We start from the raw sequence: 20,542 nt of genomic DNA on the forward strand, positions 1-20,542 counted from the left end.
ATCTTTCTGGTCGCAAGTCCGTGCACTGTGGGCCAGACCTTGGGAGAGGCGGTTCTCACAACTCCCACCGCCCCACTGTGAGACCTTATTACCCGCTGAATACCCCACGAGAGGGACCCCGGATCAGCCTGGTGAGGGACGCCCCGGCACGTATCGGCCTCCTACCTTCCTGAGTGAGAGAAGCCCCGCACAGGCAGGAAAAGCCCATGTTTCGTGACTCAGCCGACTTCCGGCGCATCTCCTCAGGCGTGCTGCTGATCGTCGCCCCGCTGCTCCAGGCGATCGCCGTCATCGTCGACCCCGGCACCTGGGGGGACGATCGCGAGTCCGTCAGCTTCGGGGACAACCCCGCCCTCGCCCAGGTCCAGTCGGTGATGTACCACTGGTCCTACCTGCTGATGGCCGTCGCGGCCCTCGGCCTGCTGCACGTGATGCGCCGCCGCGCGGTGGTCTTCGGCCACATCGTCGGCCCGCTCACCGTCATCGGCTACATCAGCCTGTCGGGCCTGCTCCTGACCGACCCGGTGGAGTGGTGGCTCGGGCAGCGCAACACCCCCGAGCAGACGCAGCGGATCCTCGACGAGATGTTGAACCTGCCCGGCGTCGTCTTCGGATTCCAGATGCCCTGGCTGTTCTTCGCCCTCTTCGGCCTGCCCGTCCTGCTGATCGGCGTCTGGCGAGCCGGATTCGCGCACTGGTGGGTGCCGCTCGTCGTCCTGATCGGCTACGGCGCCTCGCTGGTCGTCCCGTACGGTCCGGCGACCATCCCGATGTGGATCGCCCCCGCGGTCGCGCTGGGGCATCTCGGCGTCAAGATGCTCCGGATGAGCCGCGAGGAGTGGATCTCCTACTACCCGACCGCCGCCCCCGGCCGGACCACGCCCGACTCGTACGCGAACACCACCGCCTGAGCCCGGTCGCGCAGGTGAAGCTTCATCAGCACCCGCGCCACGTGCGTCTTGACCGTGGCCTCGCCGACGAAGAGCTCCCCCGCGATCTCGGCGTTGGTCAGGCCGCGCGCCAGGAAGCGCAGCACCTCCAGCTCGCGCGGGGTGAGGTCGGCCAGCTGCGGCGGAGGCGCGGGGTCGTGGCGTCCGGCGAAGGAGGCGATGACGCGGGTGGTGACGGCCGGGTCGAGCAGGGCGTCCCCGGCGACGACGACGCGGATCGCCTCCACGAGCTGCTCGGGCGGCGAGACCTTGAGCAGAAACCCGCTCGTCCCGGCCCGAAGCGCGGCGTAGAGGTTCTCGTCGGTGTCGAAGGTCGTCAGTATGACGACCTTCGGCGGGTCCTGCTGGCCCAGCAACTGCCTCGCGGCGGTGATGCCGTCCATGCGCGGCATCGAGATGTCCATCAGCACGATGTCGGGCCTGGTACGGCGGGCCACGGCGAGGGCCTCGATCCCGTCGGCGGCCTCACCGACCACCTCGAGCCCGACCTCGCTCTCCACGACGAGCTTCAGCCCGGCGCGAACCATCGCCTGGTCGTCGGCGATCACGACGCGGATGTTCACTTCTCCTCCTTGCGGGCGGCTGGACACCTCGTTCCGGGGCCGAGCGATCGAACGGCCCGTACGCACCGGTACCGAAGGGGAAGGAGAGCCGCCCTGCGGGGAGACTAAAGCCTGGCGACCGTCTTGCCCATAGGACAAAACGCCCGGTCAAGCCGCTCACAAGTCGGACACAAGTCAACGGGTCAGAACGCCGGGAACGAGACACTCCGCACGAACCTGTTGGCGACCGCGTCATCGCACCTGCCGGACGCGCAGAAGTAGATCAGGATGGCGGGCTCGTCATGCCGTTCGACGACCCAGCCGGTGAATTCGAGCTGACCGCCGCGCTGTGGGTCGGCGATCGTCCCCTGCAGGCGCGCGGCGTTCTGCCCACCCACGCTCACCTGCACGACCTGGGAGAAGACGCTGACCGTTCCGGGAAGCGAGGACTGCAGGGTCTCCTGCAGCTGCTTGGCGCCGCCGAGCGGGTCGAGGGTGTCGAGGGTCTGCGCGTACAGGCCGGTGGCGTCCTGCGGGGCGTCCTTGATGATCTCGTTCGCCGCGGCCCAGTCGGCGGTGACGGGTGTGGCGAACAGCGCGCGGAACTGCTCCACCTTCGGGGAAGCCACCACGAACACGTCGGCGTGCGGCTCAAGGGTCCAGGTCCCGGGGTGCTGGAAGGCGACCGGCACCGCGGAGGAGCCCGGGTACGCCACCCAGGTGTCGCCGCCGCGCAGGAACGTGGCGAGCACCGCCACCAGCGCGACGATCGCCGTGATCGCCACGGCCGCGCCGATGAGGATGCCCTTCCCCCCGGACGGGCGTCCCTTGGGCCCTTTTCGTTTCCCGGACACCTCGGTCGTCTCGGACACCGCCGACGACACCGCCGGAGATACTGTCGGCGACACCGCCGACGACGCCGAGGGAGCCTGCGCGAGCTGGTACGGCTGCCCGGCGCCGCTGATCGCGTCACGCAGCTCGGCGACGAACTGGCCGCAGGTGTCGTAGCGCTGCTCGGGCGACTTGGCCAGGGCCCGCATCATCACACCGTCGACTTCGAGCGGCAGCTCGGGGCGGAGCGTGGTGAGCGGCGTGGGCGTCTCGGCGAGATGCGCCCACAGCAGGGCGATCTCGTTGTCGCGCTGGAAGGGCAGCCGCCCCGACAGGGCCTCGTAGACCACGCAGGCCAGGCCGTACTGGTCGCAGCGGCCGTCGATGTGCTCCTTGTTGATCTGCTCGGGCGACATGTAGCGGGGGGTGCCGATGAACTGGTTGGTCTGGGTCAGCCCGGAGATCGAGGTGCGGTGCTTGGTGATGCCGAAGTCGGTGAGGTAGGCGTGGTCGCCGTCGGCGTGACCGGCGATCAGGATGTTGGCGGGCTTGACGTCGCGGTGGACCAGGTCGTGGGCGTGCGCGGTGTCGAGCGCGGCGGCCACCTGGGCGAAGATCCGGCTGACCTGGCTGACCGGCATCGGCCCCCGGTCGTAGAAGAGCTTGCGCAGGTCGGGGCCGTCGACGTAACGCATCGCGATGTAGAGGGTGCCGTCCTCGGCGCTGTCGGCCTCGTAGATCGGGATGATGTTGGGGTGGTCGATGCTCGCGACCGTGCGCGACTCCAGCACGAAGCGCTGGCGGAACCTGTCGTCCTCACCGAGAAGCGGATTGAGGATCTTCAGTGCCACCCTGCGGTTGAGCCTGGGGTCGATCGCGAGATAGACCACGGCCATGCCGCCCTTGCCGATGATGTCCTCGACCTGGTAGCCGGCCACTTCCCGGCCGATCAGCGCCCTGTCGTTCATGGACATCACGTCTTGGTCGGCTGGCCGCAGTAGCCGCAGAAGCTGTGGGCGGGGCCCAGTCGCATTCCGCAACCCGTGCAGTATTTCTGCACCATCGTCTCTCCGGGTTTCGTGCCCGGTGCCGTGCCGGAGCCCGGGGCCGTGTTGTGGCCGGGATCGCGTGCCACCAGCACCGGCTGACCGGGGGTGGAGGAGATCTTGGGCAGCGCCGGGAAGGACCGGCCGACGACGACCGTGGAGTCGGCCTGCTCGTCGAAGGCCGGTCGCGGCGGTATCGGTATCGGTGGCGAGGCCGGGACCGTGGGCCCGGTCTTGGCGGCCGGACTCGGCTCGGGCTCGGGGTCGGGATCCTGCGACCCACGGCGCCAGAGCAGGATCGCGATGACCAGCACGACGAGCACCAGCAGGCCACCGCCGACCAGGAACGGCCACAGGGGCGTGCTCTTGGGCAGATCGGTGGAGGCGGCCGCCCTCTTGGTCGCCTCGTCCTCCGCCGTGCCCCGCTTGGCCTGCGACGTCTTCAGGTGCGCCGCCGCCACGATGTGGCCGGGGTAGAGCTCGAGCACGCGCTGGAAGGCGGGGACGGCGTCGCCGTAGTAATGGGTGTGGAAGCGGGTCAGCGCCTGCTCGAAGGCGGCGTCGATCGAGCCCCGGGCGGGCGTGACGTCCGCCTCGGCGAGGGCCTTGGTGATCTCACGGATGCCGATCATCCGGGCGTCCTTGCCGCCGCCGATCAGCAGTCCGACGACCTCGCCCTTCTTGTCCTCGATCACCGGACCACCGAGCAGGCCCTTGTCGATCAGGGCTCCCAGCTTCTCCGGCTCGTTGACCTTGTTCTCCGGGTCCTTGAACTGCCGGCCGCTCTCCCCCGCGCCGCCCGCCCGCAGGTGGGCGATGTCGACGGTCTCCGGCAGGTTCGCTGCGGGCCGCCCGGTGAACCCGGCGACCGCCACCGGCGAGCCCTCCTTGGCGGGCACCACGGCGGCGAGCGGGGCGGTGGGCAGGCCCGCGCTCCCGTCCGCGCGGCCGACGGGGCTCAGCACCGCGGGACTGTCCGGCTTGTCACCGACACGGACGATCTCCGCCTTGAACCCCTCCTTGTCGGGGGGAGAGATGTTGGGGAAGACCGTGATCTCGGTGGTGACGTCGATGATGCAGGTGGCGGTGGGCTGCTTGGGCGGGTAACACTCCTGCAGGTGGTGGTCGAGCTGGTCGTCCTTGAGCCTGTGCCGCTCGAAGTCCTCGGGGATCTTGACCTTGTGGTGCGCAGCGAAGATCTTGTTGGCCGCGTAGATCCGGACGTCGCGGTCGGTCCTGACCACCCGGGTGAGGGTGACCATGCCCCCGTCGGGGTTGATCACGGTGCCGGTGCCGCTGCCGATCGGCACCTCGTAGGAACGCTCCACGTGGACCAGCTCACCGATGTGGTCGAGCAGCGTGATGTCGACCCGCGCCGTCGCCTCGATCCTGACCACCGCGGGGGTCACCAGGTCGGTGATCCCGCTGGGATGCTCATGAGCCAGGGCGGGAGCCACCCCGGCGATCGCCAGACAGAGCCCTCCGAGCACCGCCAGCGCCGAACCGAACCGCCGCATCGCCACTCCCTACAGGGGATAGGACCAGGGTCGCAAACGGGGGTGAATAAGTGAACCGTCCAGGCCCGTAGGACTTGACTTTCTTTCCGCCATCACCAGTAAAAGGCCATGAGCAGGGCATCGCCACCCCGCTTCGCCCATCCCGTCTTACGGCCTATCGTCACGCCCACGCCCCGTCGCGGACAGTTACGCAAAGTCTAATCCCGGCGGCCCCTCCGGCGCGACAACGTATACCGATCGAAGATCACCCAAAGCGGCCCGGCCCTTTCGGCGCCATCGCGGTCACCCGCTCAGTATCGGGAGTCTCGCCCTCGCCCACATGTCACTTCCCGCGATTCTCCTACTTTAAGTAGCCGGCGCATCACGGTTCGCCCATCGGTGGGCGCCCTGTCGGACGGCGGTGTGGACGGCGCGGGCTACGCGGGCGCCCCAGGTGGAGCGGGGACCACCGAAGAGCTCCTCCGGGCCCCCGGGAACGCGCTCGGGGGCGACCACGCAGACGGCGTCGGAGGCGGTGCCGGTGCAGGGGAAACCGGCCTCCAGTAGTGCCTGGGTCTTCGCCTCGGTCACCGTCATGACCGTGTTGACCAGGGCGGCGTCGCTCATCGCGACCGGGACGGCGACGACGATGTTGATCGTTCCCGGCAGCAGCATGGGGGCCAGTTCGGGGTCGGCGGCGCCCTCGGGGGCGGCGGCCCAGGTGGGGACGCGCAGGCCGACGGTCGCCACCACCTCCGCTCCCCCGTCGTGGGCCCGGGTGAAGTGCTCGACCGAGGCCGCGGTGAGCATGCCGACCCCGGGGCCGGGCGGAGCGAGCTCCAGGAGGTGGTCCACCGGGTCCATCCGCGAGTATCCGGCGACCACCTGCGCGTTGAGCACCCAGGCGACCGGGCCGATGCCGCCGCCGACCATCGCCGAGGAGATCGCCCGCCATCCTGGCCCGAACTCCCACAGCAACGAGGCGAGCCGCGCGCCGTCCTCGTCGCGATGGCTCAGTCTCGGGGACGCTCCATGTGTCGGCGACTGTCTCGGAGATGCTCCATGTGTCGGGAAGGGTCCCGAAGACGCTCCGTGTGTCGGCGAGGGTCCCGGTGATGCTTCGCGTGAACCTCGGATCCGCTCCGGGACCTCCGGCCGGACCTCGTAGCCGCTCACGAACGCCTCCGGACGATTTCCCATCTCGCTCAAGGACGCTCCAGATGGACCTCGGGCCTGCCGCCGGGACCCGCCGCGACACGCACACGGGCGTCGAAGTGCTCACCGATCAGCTCGCCCGTCAGCACCTCGGCCGGGGCACCCGAGGCGGCCACCCGTCCGCCGGAGAGCAGCATCATCGAGTCGGCGTACTGACCCGCCAGGCTCAGGTCGTGGAGCGTCGTGACGACGGTGAGCCCGTCGGCCAGCCTGAGCCGGTCCACGAGTTCCAGCACCTGCTGCTGGTGTCCCAGATCGAGGGCCGTGGTGGGCTCGTCGAGCAGGAGCACCCGGGCCTGCTGGACCAGCGCCCTGGCGAGCACGACGCGCTGACGCTCGCCACCGGACAGGCGGGCGAGCGGGCGGGCGGCGAGGGGCGACAGGTCCAGCCGCTCCAGCACCGAGACGGTCACCTCGCGGTCGTGCCGGCTCTCGCGGCCCAGGTAGGGGATGTACGGGGTGCGGCCGAGCAGGGCGTAGTCGAACACGGTCATGTCGGCCGGCAGCGCCGGGGACTGCGGGGCGTAGGCGAGCAGCCCGGCCCGCTCCCTGGCCTTGAGCCGCCGCAGCGGCACGTCGTCGACGAGCGCATCCCCCTCGAAGGGCAGCACCCCCGCCAGGGCCCGCAGCAAAGTGGACTTGCCCGCGCCGTTGGCCCCGATGACGGCCAGCCATCCGCCGGTCCGTACGTCGAGCCCGACGCCGGACAGCACCGGGTGCCGATCCAGCACCACCGACAGGTCCCGCACCACCAGGTGACTCACCGCGTCTCCCCTTCGCGCGGCGCGCGGGTCACGGCCGCGCACCCACCGTCCGGGCGAAGCCGCGCCTTCTTCTTCCGGACCACGTACGGCTCCATGGGCCCGGTTCCGGGCACGCGCCTCATGGTCTCGCCCCCGCAGGGCACGCGCCTCATGGTCTCGCCCCCGCAGGGCACGCGCCGCCTCATGTCTCGACCCTGCGGGTCACGCGCAGCACAGCCACGAAGAACGGTGCGCCGACGAACGCGGTCACCACCCCGATGGGCAGCTCGGCGGGGGCGAGTACGGTCCTGGCGATCAGGTCGGCGAGGACGAGGAAGGCGGCCCCGCCGATGAGCGAGATCGGCAGCACGATCCGGTACGACGACCCGGCGAGGCGACGGACCACGTGCGGCACGACGATGCCGACGAAGCCGATCAGCCCGCTCACCGCGACGGCCGCCGCGGTGGCGAGGGAGGCGGCGAGCAGCACGACGAGGCGGACGCGGGTCGCGTTCAGGCCGAGGGTGACCGCCTCGTCGTCGCCGACCGAGAGAACGTCGAGAAGCCTGCCGTGAAGCAGCATGACCACCACGGAGACGGCGGCGTACGGGACGACGAGGGTGACCTGGCCCCAGCCGCCGCCGACGTCGCCGAGGATCCAGGCGTAGATGCGCTGGAGCTCCTCCACCTTGAGCTGCTGCAGGAACGTCTGGACGGCGGTGAGGAAGGAGGTGACCGCGACGCCCGCGAGTACCAGCGTCGCGGTGCCGCCGCCCCGGCCCGCCGCGCTGCCCAGCGCGTAGGCGAGCAGCACGCCGCCGACGGCCCCGGTGAAGGCCGCGGCGGGGATGCCGATCGCCTCGACGTCGCCACCGGTGAAGACGATCGCCGCCGTGGTGGTGAGACCGGCGCCCGCCGCGGCCCCCAGCAGGTAGGGATCGGCGAGCGGGTTACGGAAGACGCCCTGGTATCCGGCTCCCGCGACGGCCAGCAGGCCGCCGACGATCGCGGCGAGCAGGACCCGGGGCAGCCGCAGTTCGGTCAGCAGGCCCAGCTCGACCGGGGCGAGTCCCGAGTCCGCCGAGACGAACGGCAGCCAGTCGAGCAGCTGGAGCATCACGCTGGTCGGCGCGATGTCCGCCGCGCCGACCAGCAGCCCGGCGAGCATGCTCACCAGAAGCACCGCCACGGCCGCGAGCGCCACCGGCGGGCGCAGCCTGGCCGCCTGCCTCCCCCGGGCATCGGCCTTCCGAACCGCGTCGGCGCCGGCGTTCGTGCCGGTGCCGGCGTTCGTGCCGGTGCCGGCGTTCGTGTTCGTCTCGGTGGCTGTACCGATGCCGGTGTCGGTGTCGGCGTTCGCCTCGGTGGCTGTACCGATGCCGGCGTCCGCGCCCGCGTTCGCCTCGACACCGGGGTCCGTGTCGGCCGAAGGCGACGATCCGGAGGTCGCGTCGCCGGAACTCACCGACGGTCCGGGGTGCGGCCCTCGTCCTTCGAGGCGGGGAGGAGACATCTGCCGTTTCTTCCTGACACCGATCAGCCCGCCGACACCTTCTGAACGGCGTCGCCGATCTGCTCGGCGAGGTCGACGACGCGCGGCCCCCAGCGGGAGGCGATGTCGTCGTCGAGGGGGATGACCCGGTCGTTCTTGATGGCGGAGAGCCTGGACCAGCCGGGACGCTTGGCGAGGGTTTCCTTGGACTGGGCACAGCACTTGGTGTCGGCCAGGAAGACGAGATCGGGGTCGGCCTGGGCGACGAACTCGGCGGAGAGCTTGGGGTAGCCGCCGGCCGGGTCGGGAGCCTTGTCGGCGATGTTCGTCATGCCGAACAGCCCGTAGATCTGGCCGAGGAAGGTGTCGGAGGTGACTGAATAGGGGGTGGTGTCCAGCTCGTGGTAGTAGGTGAGCTTCGCGTCCTTCGGTGCGGCGGCGGTGATCTCGTCGAGCCGCTTTCTCATCCCGGCGACGAGTTCGGCGGCCCTGTCGCCGTTGCCGGTGGCGTCCCCCAGGTCGGTGATCTGGTCGTATGCCTCGTCGAACTTGGTCGCGGCGGGCTCCAGCAGGACGGGGACACCGACCTTGCCCAGCGCGGCCACCACGCCGCCGATGTCGTTGGCGACCACGACGAGGTCGGGTTTCCTGGCGATGATCGCCTCCACGTTCGGCTTGAAACCGGACAGGTCGCTCTTCGGCGCCTCGGCGGGATAGGTGGACTGGTCGTCCACCGCCACGACCTGCGGTCCGGCGCCGATCGCGAACAGGCTCTCGGTCGCGCTCGGCGACAGCGAGACGATCCGCTCGGGCCTCTTGGCGACGACGACGGGGCCGTTGCCCGCCTCGACGGTGACGGGGAAGCCCGCCGCGGGAGTGGCCGCCGCGGGGGCGGTCGGGGACAGGGTCGGGGACGGGGCCGGGGAGCTCTGGCCGCATCCGGCCAGGGTCAGTGCTGCGAACAGGGCACCGGCGAGGGCGCTGCGTACGGGCCTCACACGAGGTCCTTTCAGTTGCCGGAACCGAGAGACCCAGGAGAGACGGGTCACCCTTTTCCACGAGGGTCTGCGTCGACGCGGCGGAGGCGACCTGGCTCGACCCCTCGGGGTCATGACAGTTGCGGGACAGCGCCGGACTCACACCGGACTTCGCTCACGCTGCGCGTCAGACGAACGGTATCAATTCCCCAGAACGTCCTTCGAAGGTCCCCGGGTGTCGAGGCCCTCGACACCCGTCCTCCGGCGCACCGCTCTCCGGCGAACCTCTCCGACACGCGTCCTCCGGGCGAGCCGTTCTCCGGTGAACCTCTCCGTCGCGCGTCCTCCGGGCGAGCCGTTCTCCGGCGAACCTCTCCGTCGCGCGCCCTGCGACAAACCGTTCCTCGCCTCTTCGGCGAACCACCCTCAGCCGAGTCCCACCTCGGCCGAACCACTCACCGCCGCCGTCCCTCAGCCGAACTGCTCCTCGGCGGCGGCGATGATCTCCTGCAGGCGCAGGCCGTGCGCGGCGTCCAGGGGGTGACCACCGCCGCGCCGTACGGTACGCGTGAACTCGGTGAGCATCAGGGAGAAGATGTCGGAGCCCAGCCGGGTGCCGTCGAGGGACTCCCTGCCGAGGCGCCCGTAGATCTCCACCTCGGAGGGCGGGTTCTCACCCGGCACGCTCATGCACAGCGACGCCTCGCTCACCGCGCCGGTCTCGTGCTCGAGCAGCAGGCCGACCCAGCCCAGCGGGTTGCCGTGCGCCCGGACCCCGACGACCCTGCCGAGCGCCGCGTCCAGCATGTCGATCATGTGCGGCCCGACGTCGAGGATCGCGCCGCGCTCCAGACGCCAGGAGGTGGCGAAGGCCCCGCCGAGCATCGCCCCCGAGACGTTGGCCGCCCGCCCGCCGAACGGCTCGATCGCCGACACCCTGGCAAGGAAGGCGCGGGTGGCGGGTGAGTAACGCCAGGTGAGGACCATCTGCGAGGCCACTCCCGCCTCGGCGACCGCCTCGGCCAGCCGCCGGGCCCCGTCCAGGTCGGCGGCGAGCGGTTTCTCCAGCAGCAGCGCCTTGCCCGCCTTGGCGGCGCGTACCCCCAGCTCCGCCTGTACGGCGGGCGGCACCGAGAACGCGACCGCCTCGCAGTTGTCGAAGAGTTCCTCGATGCGTTCGAAGACCGGGGCGCCGAACCTCGCCGCGGCCTCGGGGCGACGGGCCCACACGCCCGCCAGACGCGTGTTCGGACCAGCCGCCAGCATCGGTGCGTGCACCATCTCGGCCCATGGTCCGGCGCCGACCAGACCTACAGATAACGTCACTAATCCAGTTTCGCATGCTCTCTCCCCCCTCATCGCGTGCTCCGGGGGTATGCCGTGCTCAGTCCGTACTCAGTCCATGAGCCGTCCATGAGCCGTCCGTGAGCCGTTCATGAGCCGCCGACGACCGGCATCGGCCGTACCGGCATGATGGTGGGCACCATGAATCAGATGACTCTGTTGCGACACGGCGAGACCAAATGGAGCCGGGACGGCCGGCACACCGGACTCACCGACATGCCGTTGACCCCCAAGGGCGAGGACCAGGCGCGGGCGCTCGCCCCGCTGATCGCGGGCCTGGCATTCGACCTGGCCCTGGTGAGCCCGGCCGGTCGTGCGAGGAACACCGCCGAGCTGGCCGGGATCAAGGACTACGAGATCGAGCCCGATCTGTGGGAATGGGACTACGGCGGCTACGAGGGCATCACCACCCCGAAGATCCGTGAGGGCCGCCCCGGCTGGTATCTGTGGCGTGACGGCGTCGTTCCCGGCGACGCCGGCCATCCCGGCGAGAGCGCGGAGCAGGTGGGCGCCCGCGCCGACCGGGTGATCGCCCGCGCCGGGACCGTGGAGGGCGACGTGGTCCTCGTCGCCCACGGGCACTTCCTGCGGGTGCTGTGCGCCCGCTGGCTCAGGCTGTCCCCGCAGGACGGGCGGCTCTTCCGGCTGGACACCGGGACCTACTCCCGGCTCGGCTTCGAGCACGGCGAGCCGGTGATCCTCGCCTGGAACGCCCCCGTCTGACCTCGAAAAACCGCCGGGCCGGGCGCCGTCACGTCGTACGGGAGACGGAGGGCTCGGTCAGGCGGCGGCGGCGACGGGCTGGGGACCGCGGCCGGTCAACCATTCGAGGACCTTGCGATGACCGTGGCAGGCGTCCTCGAAATGACCCCAGCGCCAGTAACGTGGCTGGTCGCGCACTCCGGTGACCCATGTGCGGTAGGACACCGGAGTGGACGCACCTTCCCCTGTGGCCGCCGAGGCGACGCCGTAAGTGCGGATCACGACGCGACCGCCTGGCGCGAACAGCACGTCGTCGGCCACCGGATACAAGGTCATCTGGTCGAGCACGGTTTGAGCCCCCAATCACTGTGATCTCAAACTCTTCCGTGCCGATCCACTCCCCCGGTTACATCATCGGCGCGTCGCGGTTAACCCGGCTGCCCCGATGTAAAAACGGTGTTACACCGTTAAGCCGTCGAACTCCCCATCCTTCACCCCGAGCACCAGGGCGCGAATCTCGTCCCGTGTGTAGATCAGGGCAGGCCCCTCGGGAAAACGCGAGTTGCGGACCGCGATGCTGCCATCCGTCAGTTCGGCCAGCTCGACGCAGTTACCCGTCGAGTTGCTGTAGCGGCTCTTGCGCCAGCTGGCCCCGGCAAGGTCAGTGGCGGGCATGCCGTTGTAGGTCTGCTTCATTTACATCTCTCTGAGAAGGTCGCCGAGGATCTCGGCGGTGCCCCCGGGCGTGGTGCTTTCCACGCACAACTGCTCCATGGCCGTGAGGTATGGATCGATGTCCTCACGTTTGTCCAGGTAGAGGGCACCCCAGAGCTGCTCGACATAGACGACGTCCGACAGGTCGGACTCGGGAAACCGCAAGATGCTGAACGCACCACCCTCGGCCGCGTGCATGCCGAATCGGAAGGGCATCACCTGAAGGGTGATGTTGGGAAGCGCGGACACTTCCAGCAGGTGCTGGAGTTGTTCACGCATGATCTCCTTACCTCCGATGGGCCGCTTCAGGGCCGCCTCGTCGATGACCGCCCACAACCGGGGGCCGTCTTTTCTCGTCAGGCGATCCTGCCGCTGCATGCGCATATGCACACGACGCTCGATCTCCGCCTCCGGCACGTCCGGGTAGCCCAACCGGATCACGGTGCGCGCGTAGGCGGACGTCTGCAGCAGGCCGGGAACGAACTGCACCTCGTAGGTGCGGATCATGTTCGTCGCCTCCTCCAGCCCCACGTAGGTGGTGAACCAGTTCGGCAACAGGTCGCCGTACTTGTGCCACCAGCCCGGGGTGTTCGCCTCGCGGACCATCTCCAGCAGGCCGCGCCGTTCTGCGTCGTCGAGCACGCCGTACAGGGTGAGCAGGTCTTCCACGTCACGTGTCTTGAAACCGACGCGGCCGAGCTCCATGCGGCTGATCTTGGACTCCGAGGCACGGATGTGAAATCCCGCGACCTCTCGGGCAAGTCCCTTCTCCTCACGCAACCGGCGCAGGCTCGCGCCGAGCATGATTCGCCGAACGGTGGAACCGGTACCGGGCGGATCCATGGACACGTGGTGCTCCTCGCTCGCTTTCCTGATCGACAGTCTGTCACTTCATGGCCAAAGAATCCTCGGCCATGACCAAGATCCCCTTTCGTCCGTAATCACCCAATCAGGGGTAACGGTAGCGGTTGCACAGGTCTTATGCACGTGCATTCGCTCTTGCACCTGCACGGGAGTTTGCACCATGATGACGGCTGTGCAGTCCGCCCAAACCGCGCCCCCCCGAGCGTCAACGTCATGGACGGCTCTCGACTGGTGGCCCCCCGCCGGCTGGTGGCCCGATTCCGCGCGTGATCTTCTTCCCAGGTCCCCGGTAGCCATGGCCAGCGCCACATTCGTCCTGCCACCACAGGCCGAGTCCGTCCACTCCGCCCGCAGCTTCGCGACAGGCACCCTCACCGGCTGGAACCTCGCCGAACTGGGCGAGAACATGGAGCTGGTGGTCTCGGAGCTGGCGACCAACGCCTTCAGGCACGGTCTGAGGCTGGCCGAGTCACGCGCCAGGGAGCCGATCCGGCTCTCCCTGCTCCGGCGAGGCGGGCTGGTCGCCTGCACGCTCAACGACCCGGGGGCCGGCTTTCCCGCCCTCCGTGACCCCTGCCCCCTCGACGTCGGCGGCCTCGGACTGCACATCGTCGAGTCGCTGAGTCTCCGATGGGGCTGGGCACCGCTCGCTCCGTACGGCAAGATCGTGTGGGCCGTCCTCCGGACGGGCCCGTGCGAAGAGCCGGATCCCTTCGACCGCCCGTAGTCCCCTTTTTCCTCCCTTCTCCCCGGAGGGCCCCTCGAACGCCCTCGGGTCCGATCACCCCGGGCCCGAGGTTCTCCCGGGGCTCCGACGACCTTCTCCGCTCCCCCGAGCCTCTACCGACCCTCCCGGACGGCGCCGCCTCTTCCCTTCTCACAGGCGCCGACCGGTCCCGGGGCCGCCACCTCTCCCGTCTCGCGGCCCCGGGACCGGTCAGATCCGGGCGGAGAGTTTTATAACGCATCGCATTCTGCGCGGTAGATGCCGTCAGAGATGCCCTCTGCATTACCGTGGATGTTTATGGCTCACGGAGAGTCCCCGCGCGAGATTCCTGAGAGAGCTGCGAGATGGACGATCACCTGCTCGGCTGGTTGAAAACCCTCGACGAAGAACGGCTCGCCCGAGTTCTGGCCAACCGGCTGGACGCCATCGCCCCACCGTGGCCACGCCGCCTGGACACCCTGGCGCAGCGGCTGGGCAACGGTTTCGCGGTGATGGAGGTCATGCGCGGCCTGCCGCTGCCCTCGCTGGAGGTGGCGCAGGCCTCGCTCGCCCTCGGCGAGCAGGCCGGGCCTGACACGGTGGCCCGGTTCATGGGCGTGCCCGAGGCCGAGGTGGCCCCCTGGCTCGACCTGCTGTTCGACCACGCGTTGGCGTGGCCGGACGCCGAGGGCCGCATCCGCGTGGCCGAGGGGGTCGCCCGGTGGTGGACGGCGCCCTGCGGGCTCGGCGACCCGATTCCCCACTACCTGAACTCCTGGACGGTCAGCGCCGACGCGTTGCGCGCGCTGGCCAGGGCCCTCGGCCTTCCGCAGGGTCCCAAGCGGCGCACGGTCACCAGGGTGACCGAGATCCTCTCCGATCCGGAGCGGGTCATCGCACTGCTGGAGAAGGCCCCGGACGGCACGAGAGGGCTGCTGGAGGAGTTCGCCTGGGACGGTCCGGTCCGCGACGTGGACGGCGGCAGGTTCGTGGTGCCCGGATCTCCCGAGAAGTGGGCGGCCGACCACGGCCTGCTCTTCCGGCCCAGCTGGAACATGGCCGAGATGCCTCGTGAGGTGGCGCTCGCGCTGCGCGGCCCCGACTACCACCCTCCCTTCACCCCCCTCCCGCCCGACCTCGCCACCATCCCCGTCGACCCCGAGGCCGTCGACCACCTGATGACGCTCGCCGCACCGCACGTGGTGGAGCGCTGTGCCGCCATGTTGGAGAACACCGCGAAGTTCCCGCTGCCGCTGCTCAAGGCGGGCGGGGTCGGGGTGCGCGAGGTCCGGCGGGTGGCCAAGGACACCGGCTGCGACGAGGACGAGACCCGGTTGCTGCTCGAGGTGTGCGCGGTGGCCCGGCTGCTCGCCTGGGACGAGCCCGCCGGAGGGCTGGTGCCCACGGAGAAGTTCGACCGCTGGCGGCTGGACGACGCCGCCGCCAGGCTCAGGGTGCTGCTGTCGGCGTGGTGGCGGATGGAGCGTTCGTCGCTGCGGAAGATCGACGGCAAGTACGGCACGGTGCTCGGCGACGACCCGGCGGGGGCCATGGTCGCCCGCGCCCGGCGGGCGCTGCTCGGCGTGCTGGCCCGGCTGCCCGCCAACACCGCCTGCACCGACCTGTCGGGGCTGGTCAGGTCCGCGCACTGGCACGCGCCGCTGCTGGACCGGGCACTGCTGGCCGAGTGCGCCCCCGCCGTGCTGGAGGAGGCCCGCGTGCTCGGGCTGGTCGCCCTCGACACGATCACCGATCTCGGCCGGGCGATGGCCGGCCTCGACGCCTTTCCCGGCGACGAGATCGACGACTCGGCGCCCATCGTGGAGAACGACCCCGTACTGGTCGAGTGCTCCACCAGGGCGCTCGCCAGTGTGCGGCGCAGCGCCCTCTTCGGCGCCGATCTCACCGCCGTGGTGACCGGCCCGCCCGCCGGTGAGCTCGCCGAACTGCTCGACCGGGCCGCCGAACGCGAGTCGCGAGGCGCGGCCTCGGTGTGGCGGTTCACCCCGGCCAGCGTGCGCCGGGCCATGGACTCCGGTTACACCGCCGAGGGCCTGCTGGCGGACCTGGCGGAGGTGGGCGCGGTGCCGCAGCCCCTCGACTACCTCGTCCACGACGTGGCCAGGCGGCACGGCGAGGTCACCGTGACCACGGTCGCCTGCATCGTACAGGCCTCCGATCCGGTGCTGCTCGCCGAGATCGCCGGGCACCGGCGACTGGGCCGGTTGGGCCTGCGGCTGCTCGCCCCGACCGTGCTGGCCAGCTCGCAGCCCGCCGACAAGACCCTCGCGGCGCTGAGGGAGAACGGTTACGCGCCGGTGCCGATCGAGGACACCGGTGAGATCACCATCCGCAGGGCCCGCGTCGAGGAGCCGCGGAACGGGCGGCTCATCCTGCTTCCCGGGGGCAGGGTGGCCGAGTTGGAGCAGCCTTCGTACCCGCTGGTGGAACCGCCTCCCGATCCGCGCGAGCACGCCCAGCGCCTGCTCGTCGCCGAGGGCGAGGCGTCCCAGTCCGCCGGCAGGACGTGGGCGGTCATCGGCCGCATGGCCTCCCGGCTGCCGACCGCCCAGCAGTCGCTGCTCGGCTTCGTCGTCGACCGTGGCGTACGGGCGGCGATCACGCTGACCGACGGCCTGACCGCCACCATCAGCCACGGCGAGCTGCGCAGCGGCGTGCTCGACGCGTGGTGCGAGGAGGCGGGCGACTACCTGGAGTTCCCGCTGGCCGACATCGTGGAGGTTCGCGGCACCTACGCCTGATCCGAACGAGTCGGTTCGCGAGGGCGTGCCGACTACAGCTTCTTCGCCTTGGCGAGGTCGGCGTTGAGCCGCTCCAGCACGTCGGCGTAGCCCTGGTAGCTGTAGCGCTCCTCGGCGTGCCACTGGTAGACCTGTCCCGCCTTGACCGCGGGCAACCCGGCGAAGGTCGGCTTCTTCTTCATCTCCTCGGGCCGCATCGACTGGGAGCGGGCGTCCACCAGGATCACGTCCGCCCGGTAGGTGTCGGCGTTCTCCCAGCTCAGGGTCTGCCAGTAGCCGCCTTCGTCGACCTTCTCCGGCACCACGACGTCCAGGCCGAGCTCCTTGAAGTAGCGCACGTCCGCGTGCGCCTCGGGGTTGGCCACCCACATCGCCTCCGGCCCGCCCGCCATGACCATGATCTTCAGGCCCTTGTTCTCCGGGGTGACGATCGCGGCGGAGGCGGCGTCGAACCTGGCCTTGGCCTCGGCCACCTCGGGGGCGTCGAGATCCGCGCCGAGGGCGGCGGCGACCTGCCCGTACCTCTCAATGATCTTGGGTACCGACATGTCCATCTGGCTGACGCCGAGGGTGGGGGCGACCTGCTCGATGGTGGCGGCGGACTTCTCCGGCACGTACCAGAGGGCGTCCTTGGCGTACATGCCGCTGACCAGCAGGTCCGGCTGCAGGGAGATGTACTTCTCGACGTTGAACTCGTCCCACACGTTGCCGAGGGACTCGACCTTGGTGATGTCGACGGCACCGACCTGAGGATCCTTCGTGCCGTCCTTGAGCCGGTGCGGCCCGAAGACGGCGATCGGCCGGACGCCGAAGTCCCACAGCGCCGCGGCGGCGCCGACCTGGGCGACGACCCGGGCCGGGCGGCTGGGCACATCGATCTTCTTGCCTCGGTCGTCGGTGAAGGTCCAGGGACCCGCCGAGGGAGAGGTCGCGGCCGACGGGCCGCCCGTCGCCGCGGTCGTCTCCGTTCCGCTCCCGCAGGCGGCCAGGACGAACACGAGACCGAGGCCCGCGGCCATGAACCCCCGCCGAGGCAGGACAGGTCGGGACATTTCTCACTCCAATGGATAGGCTTACCTAAATTGACTCCTACGTTAGATTAGCCTTGCCTAAGCATTACCGAAGAAGAGGGGTACCTGGTGAGCAGGGCCGGTGTGACCACGGCCGCGTCCGAGACGCCCGGGAAACCGGACGGGCCGCGTCCCGGGCGAGCGGGAGGGCCGAGCAGGCGCCCGGTGACGCTCGTGGCCGGGCTGCTCGCAGGACTGGCCGTGCTGGTGCTGCTCGCGATGATCAGTATCGCGGTGGGATCGCGCTCGGTCCCGCTGTCCACGGTCCTGGACGCGCTGCTCGCGCCCGACGGGTCCCCGGACCACACGGTCATCAGGGAACTTCGCGTACCGAGGACCCTGATCGGCATCGGCGTGGGCGCGGCACTCGGCCTGGCCGGGGCGCTGATGCAGAGCCTCACCCGCAACCCGCTCGCCGACCCCGGACTGCTCGGCGTCAACCAGGGCGCCATGTTCGGGGTGACGGTCGCGATCGGACTGCTCGGGGTGGGCGACCCCTCCCTCTACGTCTGGTTCGCGTTCGCCGGTGCGGCCGCCGCCGCCGCACTCGCCTACGCGCTCGGCTCCGCCGGGCGCTCGGGGGGCGGGCCGGTACGGCTCACACTCGCCGGTGTCGCACTGGGCATGGTCTTCAACGCGGCCGCGTCGGCGATCCTGCGGAGCGACAACGCGACCTTCGACCGGATGCGGTTCTGGCTCACCGGCTCACTGGCCGGGGTGAGCGGCGACGTCGCGATACGGCTCGCCCCGTTCCTCGCGGCCGGGCTGGTGCTCGGACTGCTGCTCGCCAAACCGCTCAACGCCCTCGCGCTCGGCGACGAGGCGGGACGCGCGCTCGGCGTGAACATGACCCGCACGCGCGGGCTCACCGCGATCGCCGTCACCCTGCTGTGCGGAGCCGCCACCGCCGCCGCCGGACCGCTCTGGTTCGTGGGCCTGGCCGTGCCGCACGCGGTGCGCGCCCTCACCGGCCCCGACCAACGCTGGGTCCTGCCCTACACCCTCGTGCTCGCCCCCGTGGTGCTGCTCGGCTCCGACATCCTCGGCCGGGTCGTCGCCGCCCCCGGCGAGGTGCAGGTGGGCATCATGTGCGCGGTCGTCGGCGCCCCGGTGTTCATCCTGCTCGCCCGCCGCCGGAGGCTCGCCGCGCTATGAAGATCACCTCACGGCGGACGGACACCCCGAAGGCCCGCCGCACGAACCCTCTCCTGAGAGTCACCTCACGGACGGCACCCGCCACGGAGACCTCCCACCTCGCGAACGGCTCACCGCGGACACCCGCCGCCCTGCGCCTGGGTTCCTGGTCGCTGCGGCTCCCACCGCGCGGCCTCGCCGCCGGGGCCGCCGTCACCCTCCTGGGACTGGCCGTCAGCCTCGTCGCGCTGTCCACCGGCGAGTTCACCGTTCCCATCCCCGACATCGTGGCCGCGCTGTTCGGTGAGGGGCCTCCGGTCGCCGAACTCATCGTGAGCCGCCTGCGGGCGCCGCGCGTGGTGACCGGCCTGCTGGTCGGCGCCGCGTTCGGGCTGAGCGGCGCCATCCTGCAGAGCCTCACCCGCAACCCGCTCGGCAGCCCCGACTTCATCGGCTTCACCGCCGGAGCCTCCACCGGGGGCATCGCCGCCGTCATCCTGGGCGGCACCGCCTGGCAGATCGCCGGAGCCTCCCTCGCCGGGTGCGTCCTGTCCGCACTGGTGGTCTACGCCCTCGCCTACCGGCGCGGGGTGCAGGGCTACCGGCTGATCCTGGTCGGCATCGGGATCGGCGCGCTGCTGGTCTCCGCCGACTGGTACATGCTCACCCGCGCCGACATCAACGACGCCGCCACCGCGGGAGCGTGGATCACCGGCAGCCTCAGCGGACGCGGCTGGGAGCACGCGATCCCGGTCGCGTACGCGCTGGCGGTGCTCCTGCCCGTCTGCGCCTGGCTGTCTCGCCCGCTGCGGATGATGGAGATGGGCGACGACGCGGCCAAGGCCGCGGGCATCCGCGTCGAGCCGGTACGCGCGACGGCGATCGCCGTCGCGGTGCTGCTGTGCGGGGTCGCCGTCGCCGCCGCCGGACCCGTGATCTTCGTGGCGATGGCCGCGCCGCAACTGGCCCGCCGGATCACCCGCTCCCCCGGCGTCACCCTGCTCACCTCGGCGCTGACCGGCGCCACCCTGCTGGTCGGCGCCGACCTGGCCGCACAGCGCGTCTTCGCACCGGTGCAGCTACCGGTCGGGATCATGACCGCCGCGATCGGCGGGATATACCTGGTGTTTCTACTCCGGAGGGAACGACGTTGAGACTGTACGGCACCGACCTGACGCTCTCCTACGACAAGCGCGTGGTGGCCAGCGACCTGAACGTCACGATCCCCGACGGGTCGTTCACCGTGATCATCGGCCCCAACGCGTGCGGCAAGTCCACCATGCTGCGCGCCCTGGCCCGCATGCTCAAACCCCGCGCGGGGACGGTCCACCTGGACGGGGCCGCGATCACCTCGCTGCCGTCCAAGGAGGTGGCGCGCAGGCTGGGCCTGCTGCCGCAGAGCTCGATCGTGCCCGACGGCATCACGGTCGCCGACCTGGTGGGCAGGGGCCGCTACCCGCACCAGCGGCTGATGCGGCAGTGGTCCCGCGAGGACGAGGTCGCGGTGGCGGCGGCGATGGAGTCCACCGACGTGACCGAACTGGCGGAGCGCTGCGTGGACGAGCTCTCCGGCGGCCAGCGCCAGCGGGTCTGGCTCGCGATGGCGCTCGCCCAGGAGACGCCGATCCTGCTGCTCGACGAGCCGACGACCTTCCTGGACATCGCCCACCAGATCGAGGTGCTCGACCTCTGCGCCGACCTGCACGAGCGGGGCAGGACCCTCGTCGCCGTACTGCACGACCTGAACCAGGCCTGCCGCTACGCCACCCACCTGATCGTGATGCGCGACGGCCGGATCGTCGCCGAGGGCGACCCCTCCTCGATCATCACGGCCGCGCTGGTGGAGCAGGTCTTCGAACTGCGCTGCGAGATCATCGAGGATCCGCAGAGCGGCACCCCGCTGATCGTCCCCGAGACCCGCCGCCGTGCCCCCGCCCGCGCCTGAGCCCTTCGC

19 protein-coding genes are annotated in these 20,542 nt (G+C 70.5%); 7 read left to right on the forward strand and 12 right to left on the reverse strand.

The window, feature by feature from the left end; all coding sequences use genetic code 11:
• Positions 1-206: 206 nt before the first annotated feature.
• Entirely contained in the window at positions 207-911 is a 705-nt protein-coding gene (locus ACFY3V_RS02890; protein ID WP_362902478.1) for a hypothetical protein, read from the forward strand.
• Here ACFY3V_RS02890 and ACFY3V_RS02895 read toward each other — a convergent pair.
• The 8 genes from ACFY3V_RS02895 to ACFY3V_RS02930 form a co-directional block, all read right to left on the reverse strand.
• Positions 851-1,513, reverse strand: a complete 663-nt coding sequence (locus tag ACFY3V_RS02895; RefSeq protein ID WP_350947385.1) for a response regulator transcription factor — start codon at positions 1,511-1,513, stop codon at positions 851-853. The genes ACFY3V_RS02890 and ACFY3V_RS02895 overlap by 61 nt on opposite strands.
• A 182-nt stretch (positions 1,514-1,695) precedes the next feature.
• Positions 1,696-3,297, reverse strand: a complete 1,602-nt coding sequence (locus tag ACFY3V_RS02900; protein ID WP_389769343.1) for a serine/threonine-protein kinase — start codon at positions 3,295-3,297, stop codon at positions 1,696-1,698.
• Positions 3,297-4,886 (reverse strand): hypothetical protein, encoded by a 1,590-nt coding sequence (locus tag ACFY3V_RS02905; RefSeq protein ID WP_389769346.1) that lies wholly within the window; start codon positions 4,884-4,886, stop codon positions 3,297-3,299. The genes ACFY3V_RS02900 and ACFY3V_RS02905 overlap by 1 nt, the downstream gene beginning before the upstream one ends.
• A 345-nt stretch (positions 4,887-5,231) precedes the next feature.
• Positions 5,232-5,843 (reverse strand): adenosylcobinamide amidohydrolase, encoded by a 612-nt coding sequence (locus ACFY3V_RS02910; protein ID WP_389769349.1) that lies wholly within the window; start codon positions 5,841-5,843, stop codon positions 5,232-5,234.
• Positions 5,844-6,070: 227 nt separating this feature from the next.
• Positions 6,071-6,844: an ABC transporter ATP-binding protein gene (locus tag ACFY3V_RS02915; protein WP_362902487.1), complete on the reverse strand. Its 774-nt coding sequence runs from the start codon at positions 6,842-6,844 to the stop codon at positions 6,071-6,073.
• Between the two features lie 181 nt (positions 6,845-7,025).
• Positions 7,026-7,991, reverse strand: coding sequence for a FecCD family ABC transporter permease (locus ACFY3V_RS02920; RefSeq protein ID WP_389770213.1), 966 nt, complete (start codon positions 7,989-7,991; stop codon positions 7,026-7,028).
• Between the two features lie 368 nt (positions 7,992-8,359).
• Complete coding sequence (locus ACFY3V_RS02925) at positions 8,360-9,313, reverse strand: ABC transporter substrate-binding protein (protein WP_389769351.1); 954 nt, start codon at positions 9,311-9,313, stop codon at positions 8,360-8,362.
• 450 nt (positions 9,314-9,763) lie between these two features.
• A complete protein-coding gene (locus ACFY3V_RS02930; RefSeq protein WP_362902493.1) occupies positions 9,764-10,651 on the reverse strand; it encodes a Gfo/Idh/MocA family oxidoreductase in 888 nt (295 codons plus the stop codon).
• A gap of 126 nt (positions 10,652-10,777) precedes the next feature.
• Here ACFY3V_RS02930 and ACFY3V_RS02935 point away from each other — a divergent pair, with 126 nt between their 5' ends.
• Complete coding sequence (locus ACFY3V_RS02935) at positions 10,778-11,359, forward strand: histidine phosphatase family protein (RefSeq protein ID WP_389769355.1); 582 nt, start codon at positions 10,778-10,780, stop codon at positions 11,357-11,359.
• Positions 11,360-11,416: 57 nt separating this feature from the next.
• On the opposite strand, the gene ACFY3V_RS02940 is transcribed toward ACFY3V_RS02935, so the two are convergent.
• The 3 genes from ACFY3V_RS02940 to ACFY3V_RS02950 form a co-directional block, all read right to left on the reverse strand.
• Positions 11,417-11,686, reverse strand: a complete 270-nt coding sequence (locus tag ACFY3V_RS02940) for a hypothetical protein (RefSeq protein WP_350947376.1) — start codon at positions 11,684-11,686, stop codon at positions 11,417-11,419.
• 111 nt (positions 11,687-11,797) lie between these two features.
• A complete protein-coding gene (locus tag ACFY3V_RS02945) occupies positions 11,798-12,034 on the reverse strand; it encodes a DUF397 domain-containing protein (RefSeq protein ID WP_350947375.1) in 237 nt (78 codons plus the stop codon).
• Positions 12,035-12,895 carry a helix-turn-helix domain-containing protein gene (locus tag ACFY3V_RS02950; protein WP_389770216.1) on the reverse strand — a complete coding sequence of 287 codons (861 nt, stop codon included), beginning with the start codon at positions 12,893-12,895 and terminating at the stop codon, positions 12,035-12,037. It abuts the gene before it with no gap.
• 316 nt (positions 12,896-13,211) lie between these two features.
• On the opposite strand from ACFY3V_RS02950, the gene ACFY3V_RS02955 reads away from it, so the two are divergent.
• Both ACFY3V_RS02955 and ACFY3V_RS02960 read left to right on the forward strand, forming a co-directional pair.
• Positions 13,212-13,643, forward strand: a complete 432-nt coding sequence (locus ACFY3V_RS02955; RefSeq protein ID WP_362902499.1) for an ATP-binding protein — start codon at positions 13,212-13,214, stop codon at positions 13,641-13,643.
• 344 nt (positions 13,644-13,987) lie between these two features.
• Positions 13,988-16,384, forward strand: a complete 2,397-nt coding sequence (locus tag ACFY3V_RS02960; protein WP_389769359.1) for a helicase-associated domain-containing protein — start codon at positions 13,988-13,990, stop codon at positions 16,382-16,384.
• Between the two features lie 32 nt (positions 16,385-16,416).
• On the opposite strand, the gene ACFY3V_RS02965 is transcribed toward ACFY3V_RS02960, so the two are convergent.
• Positions 16,417-17,436, reverse strand: coding sequence for an ABC transporter substrate-binding protein (locus tag ACFY3V_RS02965; RefSeq protein WP_362902502.1), 1,020 nt, complete (start codon positions 17,434-17,436; stop codon positions 16,417-16,419).
• An 87-nt stretch (positions 17,437-17,523) separates the two neighbouring features.
• Here ACFY3V_RS02965 and ACFY3V_RS02970 point away from each other — a divergent pair, with 87 nt between their 5' ends.
• Genes ACFY3V_RS02970 through ACFY3V_RS02980 form a run of 3 tightly spaced genes read left to right on the forward strand, consistent with a single transcriptional unit; the run spans position 17,524 to position 20,533 of the window.
• Positions 17,524-18,609, forward strand: coding sequence for a FecCD family ABC transporter permease (locus tag ACFY3V_RS02970; protein ID WP_389769367.1), 1,086 nt, complete (start codon positions 17,524-17,526; stop codon positions 18,607-18,609).
• On the forward strand, positions 18,606-19,742 hold the full coding sequence (locus ACFY3V_RS02975; RefSeq protein ID WP_362902506.1) for an iron chelate uptake ABC transporter family permease subunit: 1,137 nt from the start codon (positions 18,606-18,608) through the stop codon (positions 19,740-19,742). Before ACFY3V_RS02970 ends, ACFY3V_RS02975 begins: the two co-directional genes overlap by 4 nt.
• Complete coding sequence (locus tag ACFY3V_RS02980) at positions 19,739-20,533, forward strand: ABC transporter ATP-binding protein (protein WP_350947369.1); 795 nt, start codon at positions 19,739-19,741, stop codon at positions 20,531-20,533. The genes ACFY3V_RS02975 and ACFY3V_RS02980 overlap by 4 nt, the downstream gene beginning before the upstream one ends.
• Positions 20,534-20,542: the final 9 nt, after the last annotated feature.

It is taken from the genome of Streptosporangium sp. NPDC000095 (genome assembly GCF_042899335.1).
Taxonomy (GTDB): Bacteria; Actinomycetota; Actinomycetes; order Streptosporangiales; family Streptosporangiaceae; genus Streptosporangium.